Source organism: Kluyvera sp. 1366 (assembly GCF_054823405.1).
In genome coordinates, this window is the sequence record NZ_JBTRDW010000009.1 from 115,045 (window position 1) to 130,035 (window position 14,991).

Annotated in this window: 7 protein-coding genes; all 7 read right to left on the bottom strand. The window is 60.2% G+C overall.

Annotated elements, in window-relative coordinates; translation table 11 throughout:
- Positions 1 to 237: 237 nt before the first annotated feature.
- A complete protein-coding gene (locus tag ACVLVH_RS19715; protein WP_498949978.1) occupies positions 238 to 1,641 on the bottom strand; it encodes an efflux transporter outer membrane subunit in 1,404 nt (467 codons plus the stop codon).
- Positions 1,642 to 4,746, bottom strand: a complete 3,105-nt coding sequence (locus ACVLVH_RS19720) for an efflux RND transporter permease subunit (RefSeq protein WP_498949979.1) — start codon at positions 4,744 to 4,746, stop codon at positions 1,642 to 1,644. It lies immediately after the preceding gene.
- On the bottom strand, positions 4,743 to 7,895 hold the full coding sequence (locus tag ACVLVH_RS19725) for an MdtB/MuxB family multidrug efflux RND transporter permease subunit (RefSeq protein WP_498949980.1): 3,153 nt from the start codon (positions 7,893 to 7,895) through the stop codon (positions 4,743 to 4,745). Before ACVLVH_RS19725 ends, ACVLVH_RS19720 begins: the two co-directional genes overlap by 4 nt.
- The gene (locus ACVLVH_RS19730) at positions 7,892 to 9,139 is read right to left on the bottom strand and encodes an MdtA/MuxA family multidrug efflux RND transporter periplasmic adaptor subunit (protein ID WP_498949981.1); all 1,248 of its coding nucleotides are present in this window, start codon (positions 9,137 to 9,139) and stop codon (positions 7,892 to 7,894) included. The genes ACVLVH_RS19725 and ACVLVH_RS19730 overlap by 4 nt, the downstream gene beginning before the upstream one ends.
- Before the next feature lie 142 nt (positions 9,140 to 9,281).
- A complete protein-coding gene (locus ACVLVH_RS19735) occupies positions 9,282 to 10,682 on the bottom strand; it encodes an efflux transporter outer membrane subunit (protein WP_498949982.1) in 1,401 nt (466 codons plus the stop codon).
- Entirely contained in the window at positions 10,669 to 13,806 is a 3,138-nt protein-coding gene (locus ACVLVH_RS19740; RefSeq protein ID WP_498949983.1) for an efflux RND transporter permease subunit, read from the bottom strand. Before ACVLVH_RS19740 ends, ACVLVH_RS19735 begins: the two co-directional genes overlap by 14 nt.
- Positions 13,807 to 13,815: 9 nt before the next feature.
- On the bottom strand, positions 13,816 to 14,952 hold the full coding sequence (locus ACVLVH_RS19745; protein ID WP_377726975.1) for an efflux RND transporter periplasmic adaptor subunit: 1,137 nt from the start codon (positions 14,950 to 14,952) through the stop codon (positions 13,816 to 13,818).
- Between the last annotated feature and the right edge of the window lie 39 nt (positions 14,953 to 14,991).

A 14,991-nucleotide genomic window follows, 5' to 3' on the forward strand; every position in this document is an offset into this window, starting at 1 on the left:
CTTCGCTCGTTTGCCTGACGGACCGGCGGAGACGGGACTTCCTTGTCCCGGCTCCGCATTTCGCCCGCGTCCTGCGGGCTCTCCTGGCTTCCTCGCTTCGTTCAGCGCTGCGGATTGCCGGCCCAAAAGCGTCCCCGGCCTGCTCCGAAGCTTCAGTGAGTGCTGCTAAAAAGGGCTCATTTGCCAGAGGCGCTGGCGCGTCAGCTGCGGCAAAGGGCCATTCATGGCGACCTGGTTTTACCGCGTATCCGCCTGCCAGCCACCGCCCAGCGCGGCGATCAGACCGACGCTGCTGACCCACTGCGTGCTCTGCAGCGACAGCAAACTCTGCTGCGCGCTCAGGCTGCTGTTTTCGGTGGTGGCGACGTCGAGATAGTCGATCATTCCGGCATCATACTGATTACGCGTTACGCGCGCCGATTCCTGCGCCGCGTCGGTGGCGCGCTGCTGTGCGGCGATTTCGCCCTGCAAAGTATTCAGCTGCACCAGATAATCCTCCACTTCGCCCATGCCGGTCAGCACCGACTGGCGATAGCTGGCAACGCTGGCATCATAGGCGGCGCGTGCCTGTTCGACTTTCGCTGAGGTGGCGCCGAAATCTAACAGCGTACCGCTCAGCTCCGGCCCCAAAGACCAGACGCGATTGGGCAGCGAGAACAAACTGTTGATCGCCGATGAACTCACGCCTCCGCTGGCGCTCAGCGTCAAATCGGGATAGTAACCGGCAATCGCCACGCCGACCGCCGCATTCGCCGCCGCCACGTTGCGCTCGGCGTAGGCGATATCGGGACGGCGCTGCAACAGCTGCGACGGCACGCTGTTCGGTATCGCGGGCAGCGCGGCCTCCAGCTTCGCCACCGGCAAGGAGAAATCCGCCGGTGCGCGGCCCAGCAGCAGCGCAATGGCGTGCTCCATCTGCGCACGCTGCCACTGGTAATCCTGCGCCGAGGCGCGGGCGCTCTCCAGCTGCATCTGCGCCTGCGCTAAGGTGGCGCGTGATTCGCTGCCCGCCGCGTATTTGTTTTCAATCACCGTCAGATAGCGTTGATAGGCCGCGATACTGCGCTGATAGAGCGCGATTTTCTCGTCGATGATGCGCAGCTGGAAATAGTCCTGCGCCAGTTCGGACTGCGCGCTCAAGGTGATATTCGCCAGCTCGGCTTTGCTGGCTTCGGCGCTGGCGTGGTTCTCCTCCAGCGTGCGTCGCAGTTTGCCCCACACATCCAGCTCCCAGCTGGCGCTGAGATCGGCGGCATGGCTGTTGCTGACGCTACGTTGTCCGCTGGCGCTGGCGCGGCTGCCGCTGCGCGTGCTGCTGACGTCGTAGCTTACCGACGGCAACAACTCCGCGCGTGATTGCCCAACTAACGCCTGCGCTTCGCGGTACTGCGCGGCATAGCTGGCAACGTTCTGGTTGGAGATGCTCACCTGCTTCAGCAGACTAGACAGCGTGGCATCGTGATACACCTGCCACCATTCACCTTTGCTGTTTGCATCCTGCGGCGTCGCCTGCGTCCAGCCTTTGGCTTCTTTGAAATGGGTCGGCATCGCCATGCTCGGGCGCTGATAATCGGGGCCAACCGCGCAGCCCGCCAGCAACATCACGGTGAGCAACGGCGTAATTTTCAGAGACATTTTCATCTATCGGGATTCCACATGACGCAACCGCTGCCACTGACGTTGCGTGGCGCGGCTTAAACGGTCGAGCCAGAGATAAACCACCGGCGTAGTAAACAGCGTTAATAATTGGCTCAGCGCCAAACCACCGGCAATCGCCAGCCCGAGCGGGCTACGTAAGTCGGCATCGCCGCCGCTGCCCAGCGCCAGCGGCAGCGCGCCAAAGAAGGCGGCCAGCGTGGTCATCATGATCGGCCGGAAACGCATCAAGCAGGCTTGGGTGATCGCCTGCTGCGGCGTCATGCCTTGGCTACGCTCGGCGTGAATCGCAAAGTCGATCATCATGATGGCGTTCTTTTTCACGATACCAATCAGCAGGATGATGCCGATCAGCGCGATCACCGTCAGCTGCGTGTTGGTCAGCAACAGCAACAACAGCGCGCCCACACCCGCCGACGGCAGTGTTGAGAGAATGGTGAGCGGATGGATGTAACTCTCATACAGCACGCCGAGCACGATATACACCGCCGCCAGCGCCGCGATAATCAGCCACGGCATGGTGGCGGTAAGCTGGGCGAAGGCGGCGGCGGTGCCGGCAAAACCGGCCTGAATACTGGAGGGTAAACCGAGCTGCGCCATCGCCTGCTTAATCAGCGCCTGCGCCTGCTCCAGCGACACGCCATCGTTGAGGTTAAACGCTACGGTGCTGGTGGCGGATTGACCCTGATGCGCCACCGACAGCGGCGCGTTGCCGCCCTTGAAGCTGGCGAACGCGGCGAGCGGCACGCGATCGCCACTGTCGTTAATCACATACAGCTGCTGCAAAATCGCCGGATCGCGCGTGTAGCTGTCCTGCAGCGACATCACCACATGATACTGATTAAGCGTGTGATAGAGCGTGGCAACCTGGCGCTGGCTGAAGGCGTTATTCAGCAGGGTGTCGAGCATCTGCACATCCACGCCCAACCGTTTCGCGCGGTCACGATCGATATTAATCACCACTTCCTGACCGCCGGTTTGCGAGTCGGAATCGACGCTATTCAGCTGCGGGATCGCCGCCAGCGCCGCCTGCACTTTGGGCGTCCACTCACGTAGCAGATCGAGATCGTCGGCCTGCAAACTGTATTGATAGGTGGCGTTGGCGCTGCGCCCGCCGATGTGCAGATCCTGCGCCGCCATCAGGAACATCTGCGCGCCAGCGATATGGCTGGTTTTCATACTCAGGCGGTTCGCCACTTCGGTGGCGGTGGCATCGCGCTTGTCAAAATCCTTCAGGCGCACAAAGAAGTTGGCGCTGTTGCGCGAGCCGAACATGCCGCTGCCCATCGACGACATCACGCTCTCCACCGCCGGATCGGACTGGATGATGTGGGTGAACTGCAGCATTTTCGGCTTCATCGCCTGGAAGGAGATGTTCTGATCGGCACGCAGCGCGCCCATCAGCAGGCCGGTATCCTGATTGGGGAAAAAGCCTTTCTGCACCACCGAGAACAAAAACAGGTTGAGCAGCACGGTCAGCACCAGACTAAACATCGTCAGCTTTTGGTGCGCCATCACCCAGGTTAACCCGCGCGAATAAGCCGCCAGCAATGCGTTAAGTTGGTTTTCGATAAACTGATACAGCGGATGCGGGCGTTGCGTGACTTTGGGCTTTGGCTTCAGCAGGCGCGCGCACAGCATCGGCGTCAGGCTCAGCGAGACAAACATCGAAATCAGCAGCGATACCGTCAGCGTGACGGCAAATTCGCGGAACAAGCGTCCGACGATGCTGCCCATCAGCAGAATCGGGATGAACACCGCAATCAGCGACATGGTCATCGACAGCACGGTAAAACTTACTTCCTGCGCGCCACGCAGCGCCGCGCGCAGCGGACTGAGCCCTTCTTCGATATGGCGCGTGATGTTTTCCAGCACCACAATCGCGTCATCGACGACAAAGCCGGTGGCGATAATCAGCGCCATCAGCGACAGGTTATCGAGGCTGTAACCCAGCAGATACATCACCGCGCAGGTGCCAATCAGCGAGACCGGCAGCGCCAGCGCCGGGATAATCACCGCCTGCACGTTACGCAGAAACACAAACACCACGGCGATCACCAGCAGCATCGCCACCAGCAGCGTCTCTTCGGTGTCATACAGCGAGGCGCGCACCGTCGGCGAGCGATCCACCACCACTTTCAGTTGCGTATCGGCGGGCAGATTTTTTTCCAGCGTCGGCAGCTGCGCTTTGATGGCATCAATGGTGTCGAGCATGTTGGCACCGGCCTGGCGCTTAATGCCCACCATCACCGATGGCATGGCATTGAGGAAACCGGCCTGATACTGATCTTCAACCGAGTCATACACGGTGGCGACATCATGCAGCCGCACCGCTTTGCCCTCTTTATAGGTAACGATCAGATCCTGATACTGCGCGGCTTTATCCAGCTGGCCGTTGCTGTCCACCACCCACGACTGGCTGCTGCCCTGCAAAATCCCTTTCGGCTTATTGCTGGTGCTGTTGGCGATGGCGCTGCGCACCGTATCCAGCGAAATGCCATACTGCGTCAGCTTCAGCGGCTGCAGATCGATGCGCACCGCCGGTAAGGCGCTGCCCATCAGCGACACTTCGCCCACGCCTTTCACCTGGCCCATCGCCTGCTCGATTTTGCTTTCGGCCAGATCGTAGAGTTCGCCCGGCGTGCGCGTGGCGGACGTCAGCGCCAGCATCACAATCGGCGCATCCGATGGGTTGGCTTTGCGATAGGTCGGCAGCGACTCCATCGCGCTCGGCAGCAAACTGCGTGCGGCGTTGATCGCCGCCTGCACGTCACGCGCCGCGCCGTTGATGTCGCGATCGAGATCAAACTGCAAAATCACGCTGGTCGATCCCTGCGAACTGCTGGAGGTCATCTCGGTGACGCCGGCGATCTGCCCCAGCGAACGCTCCAGCGGCGTAGCGACGGTGGCCGCCATGGTTTCCGGGCTGGCACCGGCCAGGCTGGCGCTGACCATAATGGTGGGGAAATCCACCTGCGGCAGCGGCGCCACCGGCAGCAGCCGATAGCCCAACGCGCCCAGCAGCAGGATCGCCAGCGTCAGCAGTAACGTGGCAACCGGGCGGAAGATAAACAGCCGGGTTAAGTTCATCGCTCGCCCCGCGCCTGCTGCTGCTTGCGCTGCATGTAGCGCTTGCCGCGCTGCGCGATGCCATCAAACCACAGGTAAATCACCGGCGTGGAGAACAGCGTCAGCACCTGGCTGACGATCAAACCGCCAACAATCACCAGACCGAGCGGCTGGCGCAGCTCGGCACCGGAACCGGACGCCAGCATCAGCGGCAGCGCACCGAGCAGCGCCGCCATGGTGGTCATCAGAATCGGGCGGAAGCGCAGTAAACACGCCTGATGAATCGCGTCCCGCGCGCTTATGTGCTGCTTGTTTTCCGCCTCCAGCGCGAAGTCGATCATCATAATCGCGTTCTTCTTGACGATACCGATCAGCAGAATCACGCCAATCAGCGCGATCAGGCTGAACTCGCTGCCCGCCAGCAGCAGCGTCAACAGCGCGCCGACCGCCGCCGACGGCAGCGTCGAGAGAATGGTCACCGGATGGATAAAGCTTTCGTACAGAATGCCGAGCACCACGTACATGGTGATTAATGCCGCCAGAATCAACCACAGCGTGTTGCCGGTGGCGCTCTGGAATGCCGAGGTTTCGCCCTGATAACGCAAGGTGATGCTCGACGGCAAATTCAGCTGCTGCGTTACTGTGGCAATCGCCTTCTGCCCCTCTTCCAGCGAATAGCCTTTGTTGAGATTGAACGACACCATCACCGCCGGGAACTGATTGAGGCGCATGTGCATCAGCGAACCGGTGCGCTGGTGAATGGTGGCGATGGACGTGAGCTTCACCATGCCGGTGGTGGTTGTGGTGGTGTCATCCGTGGTGGACGTGCTGCTGCTTGCGCTGGTCACCGGCAAATAGACATCATCAAACGAAGCGGGCGATTGCTGATACTGCGGCGCCACTTCCAGCACCACGCGATACTGATTGGCCTGGGTAAAGATGGTGGAGACCAAACGCTGACCGAAGCTGTTGTACAGCGCGGTATCGACGTCGGCGGCGGTAATGCCGTAGCGCGCCGCTTTATCGCGATTCAGCTCGACATAGGCCACGCGGCCCTGATCCTGCAGGTTACTCACCACGCCGTTAAACTCCGGACGCTGCTGCAAGGCGGCGACCATCTTTGGCGTCCAGCGCACCAGGTTTTCGCTGTCGGCATCATCCAGCGTGAACTGATACTGGCTCGGCGACACCTGATCGTTAACGGTCAAATCCTGCGCCGGTTGCAGATAGAGCTGAATGCCCGCCACCTGCTGCGCCGCCTGTTGCAGCTGTTTGATCACCACGTCGGCTTTGTCGTCGCGCTGGTCAAACGACTTGAGGTTGATCTGGATACGCCCGCTATTCAGGCTGGTGTTGCTGCCATCAATGCCGATGGTTGAGGACAAACTCTCCACCGACGGATTTTGCAGAATCACTTTCGCCAGCGCCTGCTGTCGCTTCGACATCTCGCTAAACGACACATCCTGCGACGCCACGGTGACGCCCTGAATCAGCCCGGTATCCTGCGTCGGGAAGAAGCCTTTTGGGATGGCGATATACAGCAGCGCGGTGAGCACAAAGGTCGCCAGCGCCACCAGCAGCGTCAGCTTCTGATGATTCAGCACCACCGTCAGCATGCGGTCGTAGCCGCGCACCAGCTTGTCGAACAGTTCGCCGCCTTTACGCGAAAAGCGCGACTGTTTTTCCGACGGAATGTGCTGCAGCAGATAGGCGCACAGCATCGGCGTCAGGGTTAGTGACACCACCATCGACACCAGAATCGACACCGCCAGCGTGATGGCAAATTCGCGGAACAACCGCCCAACCACGTCGCCCATAAACAGCAGCGGGATCAGCACGGCAATCAGTGAGAAGGTCAGCGAGATGATGGTGAAGCCAATCTGCTGCGAGCCTTTCAGCGCCGCCTGCATCGGCGTTTCGCCCTCTTCCAGCCGCCGTGAAATGTTCTCCACCACCACAATCGCATCGTCGATAACGAAGCCGGTGGCGATGGTCAGCGCCATCAGCGAAAGATTATTCAGGCTGAAGTCGGCCAGATACATCACGCCGAAGGTACCAATCAGCGACAGCGGCACCGCCACGCTGGGAATCAGCGTCGCCGCCACGTTGCGCAGGAACAGGAACGTCACCATCACCACCAGCGCCACCGACAGCATCAGCTCAAACTGCACGTCGCTGATCGAGGCGCGAATGGTTTGCGTGCGATCCGACAAGATGCTCATCTTCACGCCGTCCGGCAGTGCCGCCTGCAGCTTCGGCAGCTGCGCTTTGATGCTGTCCACCACCTGAATCACGTTGGCGCCCGGCTGGCGCTGCACGCTGATCACAATCGCCGGACTGTTGTTGGCCCACGCCGACTGGAAGCTGTTCTCCGGTCCCTGTTCGATATGCGCGATATCTTTCAGCCGCAGCGCCGCACCGTTTTGGTAAGTGATGATCAAATTGCCGTACTCATCGGCGGTGCGCAGCTGATCGTTGGCGTCGATGGTCACCGAGTGATATTTGCCGTCGAAGCCGCCTTTCGAGCCGTTCACGTTGCTGTTGCCGATCAGCGTGTTGACGTCCTCCAGCGACAGCTGATGCGCCGCCAGCGCTTTCGGGTCCATCTGCACGCGAATCGCCGGTTGATGGCCGCCCGCCAGCGTCACCATGCCGACGCCGTTAATCTGCGACAGCTTGAGCGCCACGCGCGTGTTCACCAGATCCTGCACCTGCGTCAGCGGCAGCGTGTCGGAACTTACCGCCAGCGTAATCACGGCGGTATCGGCTGGATTGACCTTTTTGTAAGTAGGCGGATTGGGCAGATCGCTCGGCAGCAAGTTATTGGCAGCATTGATCGCCGCCTGCACTTCCTGCTCGGCGACATCCAGCGACAGATCGAGGCTGAACTTCAGCGTGACGATCGACGATCCGCTTGAGCTGGTTGACGTCATCTGGCTCAACCCAGCCATTTGACCCAGCTGGCGCTCCAGCGGCGAGGTGACGGACGACGCCATCACATCCGGGCTGGCACCGGGATAGAGCGTGGTGACCTGAATGGTCGGGTAATCCACCTGCGGCAGCGCCGAGGTGGAGAGAAAACGGTAGGAGAAGATCCCGGCGATCAGCACGCCGACCATCAGCAAAATGGTGGCGACCGGACGCTGGATAAACAGGCGAGACGGATTCATTTGGCCTCGGCAGTCGCGGTGGTTTTGCGCTCATCCGCCAGCTGCACTTTGCTGCCGTTGGTTAGGCGATCGATGCCTTCGGTCACCAGGCGATCGCCCGGTTCCACCCCTTTGAGGATCGCCTGCTGATCTTCACCAAACGTTGGCCCGGTGGTGACCGCTTTGCGCGTCACGGTGTTGTCTTGGTTGATGACAAACACGAAGCTGCCGTCGCTGCTCAGCTGCAGCGCCTGCGCCGGGATCACCGTGACATTTTTCAGGATGTTGGTTTGCAGCCGCAGATTGACGAACTGGTTAGCGAACAGCGATTCGTCTTCATTTGGGAAGGTGGCTTTCAGCTCAATGGTGCCGGTCGCGGTATCGATCTGGTTGCTGATGAACTTCACCTCGCCCTGCGCCAGCGCGCGGCTGTTGTCCTGATCAAAGGCGGTGGCGGGCAGACTTTGCCCGCCGTGCAGCGCTTTGGTCAGCTGCGGAATGTTGCCCTGCGGCACGCTAAAGGTCACTGCGGCGGGCTGCATCTGCGTCACCACCACGATGCCGGTGGTATCGGTGGTTTGCACCATATTACCGGGATCGACCAGACGCAAACCGACGCGTCCGCTGATTGGCGAGGTGATGCGCGCATACTCGATATCCAGTTTGGCGCTGGCGATCTGCGCTTCATCAGCGGCGACCGCACCTTTGTACTGGCCGACGGTGGCGGTTTGGGTATCGAGATCCTGGCGCGATAACGAATCCTGCGCCGCCAGTTTCTGATAACGCACCAGCGTTAACTGCGCGCTTTTCAGCAACGCCTGATTCTGATTGAGATCGCCCTGATACTGCGCCAGCGTCGCCTGATAGCTGCGCGGATCGATCTGCGCCAGCAGCTGTCCGGCGCTGACTTTCTGCCCTTCGGTAAAGAACACTTTTTCCAGCTGACCAGCGACGCGGCTGGTGATCGTGACGCTGGCGTTGGGGATCACCGTGCCGAGCGCGTTGAGGTATTCCGGCACATCCGCGCTGCTGGCGACGCCGCTGTGTACCAGCGTGGCACCGCCCATCATCATCGCCATGCCCGGCGGGCCGCCCGCGCCACCGCGATGACCGCCGCGTGCGCCCGGCGGTTTTCCGCCGCCCGGCATGCCGCCGTGACCACCGACCACGCGCCAGATCACGCCCGCCACAATCAACAGCACAAGCAACAACAGGAGCCATTTCAGCCAGCGGGAAAACGGGGAGCGGGAAGCGTTGTTAGTCATCAGGATCTTCAGATTAGCCAGAAAACGGAAAATCCCCTGTAAAACAGGGGACTATTTCAAGGGGAAATCATCACTACGCGCATTATCGGTTGAATGCCCGCGCGAATTCCATACGCGAACCGTAAGGGTTTCGTTAAGGTGATTAAGATTTCCAGCCGCCGCCTAACGCCTTGTACAGGGTGATTTTCTGGCTCAATTGGCCGAGATGCGCACTGATCAGCGACTGCTGCGCACTGTAAAGCGATCGCTGGGCCACTAACACATTGAGATAATTGTCGACGCCTTGCTTGAAGCGCAATACGGAATAGTCGTAGTCGCGCTGATTGGCGCCAACCTCCTGTTGCAGCGCCGTCAGCTGATCCTGCCAGGTATCCTGACCGGCCAGCGCATCGTTCACCTCTTTAAACGCGGTCTGGATCGCCTTCTCATAGTCAGCAATCTCAATGCGTTTCTCGATATGCGCGATATTCAGGTTGGCCTGGTTTTTACCACCGTCAAAAATCGGCAGGTTAATCGATGGCATGAATGACCATGCGCCGGTGCCGCCGCCCAGCAGGCTGCCAAGCGAGCTGCTGGTGGAGCCGCCGGACGCGGTCAGCGTGATGCTCGGGAAGAAGGCGGCACGCGCCGCGCCGATATTGGCATTAGCCGCCTTCAGCGTGTGCTCCGCCGCCATGATATCCGGGCGACGCGTCAGCAGATCCGACGGTAAGCCAGCGGGCGTGGCCGGGAAGTGCCAGTTGGCGTCCAGCGTGGCGTGTGACAGCAGCGTGGCGGGCAGATCGGTGCCGACCAGCAAGCGCAGCGCATCCACATCCTGCCGCACCTGCCGCGTGTAACTCGCCACGTCCGCCTGCGCCGCCCGCACCGTGCTTTCGGCCTGCGCCAGATCCTGATCGCTGCTGGCACCGCCGTCGTAGCTGAGCTTGGTCAGGCGATACGATTCCTGCTGGCTTTGCGCGGTGTGTTGCGCCAGATGCAGCAGATCGTTATCCGAACTCAGCGTCAGCCACGCCGTCGCCACTTCCGCGATCAGTGAAATGCGCGTGGCGCGTTCGGTGGCGGCGCTCGACAGATAGGTTTCCTGCGCCTGATCGCTCAGGCTTTGCAGGCGGCCGAAGAAATCCAGCTCCCACGAGGTGACGCTCAAGCCGCTGTTCAGCTCGTGATAGGTCACCGCGCCGCTGGTTTTGGTGTTGTAGAGATTGGCCGGTTCATGCGCCGAAGTCTGGCTGGCCGTGGCGTTGATCGACGGCATCAGCGCAGCGCGCTGCACCGTGACGCCCTGCTGCGCCTCTTGCACGTTCAGCGCCGCCACGCGCAGGTCGCGGTTGTTATCGAGCGACAGCTGGATCAGGTTGCGCAGCGTGGCATCGGTGAAGAAGTTCTGCCACGGCAAATCGGCGACGTTGCCGACGGGCGTCGCCTGATCGTATTTAGCGTCCACCGGCAGCGCCGGGCGCTGATAGTGCGGTGCCAGCGTACAACCGGCCAATGCCAGCGCGAGCGGCAACAGCGCCAGACGGAAGTTATTCATGTTCATTTTTAACCCCCTCTGCGGATGTTTGTTTCTTACGCGCAAAGAACTGCGAAACCACCACGTAGAACATCGGCACAAAGAAGATGGCGAGGAAAGTCGCGGTGATCATACCGCCCGCCACCGCCGTACCAATCGAATGCTGGCTGCCTGCGCCCGCGCCGTTGGATATGGTCAGCGGCAGCACGCCGAGAATAAACGCCATTGAGGTCATGATAATCGGACGGATACGCAGCCGCGCCGCTTCTACCGCCGCTTCCACCAGCGTTTTGCCCTCGCGCTCATGCAGCTCTTTGGCGAACTCCACGATCAGGATGGCGTTTTTCGCCGCCAGCCCCACGGTGGTCAGCAGGCCAACCTGGAAGAAAACATCGTTCTGCAGGCCACGCAGCAGCACCGCGCTAATGGTGCCGAGGATGCCGAGCGGCACCACCATGATCACCGAGAACGGAATCGACCAGCTCTCGTACAGCGCCGCCAGACACAGGAACACCACCAGAATCGAGATCAGATACAACTGCGTGGTTTGGCTGCCAGATGCCTGCTCCTCATACGAAATGCCGTACCACTGCACGCGGAACCCATGCGGCAGCTGCTTCGCCAACAGCTCCACCGCTTTCATCGCTTCACCGGTACTTTGGCCCGGCGCGGGCGATCCAAGAATCTCTTCGGCGGTTAAGCCGTTAAAGCGTTCAAAGTGCGGCGAGCCGTACACCCATTTGCCCGAGGCGAAGGCGGAGAATGGCACCATGGTGCCGCTGCTGTTGCGGAAGTACCATTTGTCGAGATCCGACGGTGTAACGCGCGAGTCCGCTTTACCCATCAGATAGACCTCTTTCACGCGGCCGTTGTACATGAACTGATCGATGTAGCTGGAGCCCCACGCCACCGACAATGTGTTGTTGATGTCGGTCATGCTCAGGCCGAGCGCGCTGGCCTTCTCATCATTGATCTCCAACTGATACTGCGGCTCATCTTCCAGCCCGTTAAGACGTACCTGCGCCAGATGCGGATCGTTGTTCGCCAACGTAATCAGCTGATGCGCGGCATCCATCATCTGCTGATGGCTGTGCGCGCCGGTATCCTGCAGATAGAGATCGAAACCGGTGGCGTTGCCCAACTCCATCACCGCCGGCGGCACCATGGCGAAGATTTTGGCGTTCTGATAGTTGGCGAAGTGCGCCATCACGCGGTTCGCCAAATCCTGCACGCTTTGACCGCTGTGCGTGCGGTCGCCCCAATCTTTCAGGCGCACAAAAGCCATGGCGTTGCTCTGACCGCGACCAGCAAAGTTAAAGCCCGCCACGCCAAAGGTGGTGGTCACCACCGACGCTTCGTTCTGTTGCAGATAGGCGTTGAGATCGTTGATCACCTGCTGAGTGCGCTGCGATGACGAGTTCACCGGCAGCGTGATCTGCACCATCATCAAGCCCTGATCTTCACCCGGCAGGAAGGTGGTCGGTACACGGGTGAACAAAAATCCCGTCACGCCGACGATCACCAGATAGATCATCAGGAACAGGCCGCGACGGGATATCACTTTGCTGACGCCGTGGGTGTAGTGCATTGCCCCGCTGTCGAACTTGCGGTTAAACCAACCGGCGAATCCGGTGCTTTTATGCTCCGCCGCTGCCGGTTTCAGCAAGGTGGCGCACAGCGCAGGCGTGAAGATCAGCGCCATGATCACCGACAGCGCCATCGCCGAGACGATGGTGACCGAGAACTGGCGGTAAATCACACCGGTCGATCCGGAGAAGAACGCCATCGGCAGCAGCACTGCCGACAGCACCAGCGCAATGCCAAACAGCGCGCCCTGAATCTGCTGCATCGATTTAATGGTGGCGGCTTTCGGGTCGAGCTGCTCTTCGTGCATCACGCGCTCAACGTTCTCCACCACCACAATGGCGTCATCCACCAGTAGCCCGATGGCCAGCACCATACCGAACATGGTGAGGGTGTTAATGCTGTAACCAAAGGCTGAGAGAATGCCAAAGGTGCCCAGCAGCACCACCGGCACCACCAGCGTGGTGATCAGCGTGGCGCGCAGGTTTTGCAGGAAGATCAGCATCACGAAGAACACCAGCACCACCGCTTCGATCAGCGTTTTCACCACCTCTTCAATCGAGGCGCTGACCACCGGCGAGGTGTCGTACGGATACTGAATCTCGACGTTATCCGGCAGCGAATCTTTCAGGTCGGCGATGGTCTGGCGCACCGCCTTGGCGGTATCCAGTTCATTGGCACCGGTTGCCAGACGCAACGCGATACCGGCGGCCGGTTTGCCGTTCATGGTGGCATCGATGCCGTAGCTTTGCGGCCCGAGCGCGACGCTGGCCACATCTTTCAGCCGCACCTGCGAGCCGTCGCTATTCACCTTCAGCAGCACATTATCAAACTGCTGCACGGTGGTGAAACGGGTTTTGCCGAGGATCGTCGCCTGGGTTTTTGCGCCCTGAATGGTCGGCAAGCCGCCGAGTGAACCGGACGACACCTGCACGTTCTGGCTATCAATCGCCGTGGTAACATCGCTCGGCATCAGGTTGTATTTGTACAATTTGGCCGGATCGAGCCAGATGCGCATCGCGTATTCGGATCCCAGCACCATGAAGTCGCCGACGCCCGGCGTACGCGAGATCGGATCTTCCAGTTTCGACACCAGAATGTCGGCCAGATCGCCGTTACTCAGCTTGCCGTCTTTGGCGATCAGCCCGATAACCATCATAAAGTTTTTCTGGTACTTACGGATGCGGATGCCTTGCTGGGTCACATCCGTGGGCAGCTGCGACTCCGCCAGCGACACGCGATCCTGCACCTGAACCTGGGCGATATCGGGATTGATGCCCTGATTAAAGGTGGCGATGATCTGCGCGCTGCCGTCCGAGGCGCTGCTCGACTCCAGATAGCGCAAACCATCCAGACCGTTCAGCTGCTGCTCAATGACCTGCACCACGGTGTTTTGCGTGGTTTCGGCGCTGGCCCCCGGATAAGTTACCGAGATGGAGACCGCTGGCGCGGAGATATTGGGATATTGATTGACCGGCAAACTGATGGCGGCAATCGCGCCGACCAGCATCACGATAATGGCGATAACCCAGGCGAAGATTGGACGTTCAATAAAAAACTTCGACATGCCGCCCCCTTATTGCGCCGCTGCGTCAGTCATCGAAAGACTCACCGCATTGGCGGATGGCGTGTCGTTGGTGTTGGCGGCGCTGGTGGTCACTTTCACCCCGCTGCGCACGCTTTGCAGGTTGTTCACCACCACGTTTTCCCCTTGCTGCAGGCCCGAGGTCACCAGCCATTCTCCTTTAATCATCTCGCCGGTGTGGATACTGCGCTGCTCGATGGTGTTGTCGCTTTTCACCACAAAGACATACGGCTGACCTTTGGTGTCATGCATGATCGACTCTTGCGGCAGCAGAATGCCTTGCTGCTGAATGCCCTGCGGGAAGCTGGCATGCACGTACATGCCAGGCAGCAGTTGGTTATTGGGGTTCGGGAATACCGCGCGCAGCACCACGGTGCCGGTGGCGGTATCGACGTTCACTTCCGAGAACGCCAGCCTGCCCTGCTCGGCGTACTGGCTGTTATCTTCCAGCGACAAGCCCACGGCGGCGGTGTTGTCGGCCACTTTGGCGATTTTGCCGTCGGCCAGCGCGCGGCGCAGGCGCAGCAGATCGGTGGAGGATTCGCTGACATCGACATAGATCGGATCAAGCTGAGTGATGGTGGCGAGATAATCGGTTTGCCCGTTGGTGACCAGCGCACCGGCGGTGTACAGCGAGCGGCTGATGTGGCCGGAGATCGGTGCTTTCACCAGCGTGTAGTCGAGATTCACTTTGGCGGTTTCCACGTCGGCCTGCGCTTCACGCGCAGCGGCGACCGCATCGTCGTAGGTTTGCTGGCTGATGGCGTGCGCGTTGGCCAGCGGCTGATAGCGCTTCACCACCATCGCATCGTTCTGCCAGGTCGCCATGGCTTTGTCGTAGGCCGCTTTATAGGTGGCCGGATCGATTTGATACAGCGGCTGGCCGGCTTTCACTTCACCGCCCTCGGTAAACAGGATTTTTTCAATTACGCCGCTCACCTGCGGACGCACCTGCGCAGTTCTCACCGCCGTGGTGCGGCCTGGCAATTGGCTGACAAGCGTAACGGGTTGCGCTTTCAGGTTGACCACCCCCACTTGCGGGGTGGCGGATGCGGCGGGCTTTGCTCCGCCCTGGTCACAGGCTGCCAGTAAAAACACCACGCTGGCAGAAAGAAGTTTCAGGCGCATAGTTGTTCTCTAAAAGATAGGAAGGGAATAGTCACGAAG

Bases quoted from the DNA above. Each gene is read 5' to 3' on its own strand.
- ACVLVH_RS19725 (WP_498949980.1), bottom strand. From the start codon at position 7,895: ATGAATCCGTCTCGCCTGTTTATCCAGCGTCCGGTCGCCACCATTTTG.
- ACVLVH_RS19720 (WP_498949979.1), bottom strand. From the start codon at position 4,746: ATGAACTTAACCCGGCTGTTTATCTTCCGCCCGGTTGCCACGTTACTG.
- ACVLVH_RS19745 (WP_377726975.1), bottom strand. From the start codon at position 14,952: ATGCGCCTGAAACTTCTTTCTGCCAGCGTGGTGTTTTTACTGGCAGCC.
- ACVLVH_RS19735 (WP_498949982.1), bottom strand. From the start codon at position 10,682: ATGAACATGAATAACTTCCGTCTGGCGCTGTTGCCGCTCGCGCTGGCA.
- ACVLVH_RS19715 (WP_498949978.1), bottom strand. From the start codon at position 1,641: ATGAAAATGTCTCTGAAAATTACGCCGTTGCTCACCGTGATGTTGCTG.
- ACVLVH_RS19740 (WP_498949983.1), bottom strand. From the start codon at position 13,806: ATGTCGAAGTTTTTTATTGAACGTCCAATCTTCGCCTGGGTTATCGCC.
- ACVLVH_RS19730 (WP_498949981.1), bottom strand. From the start codon at position 9,139: ATGACTAACAACGCTTCCCGCTCCCCGTTTTCCCGCTGGCTGAAATGG.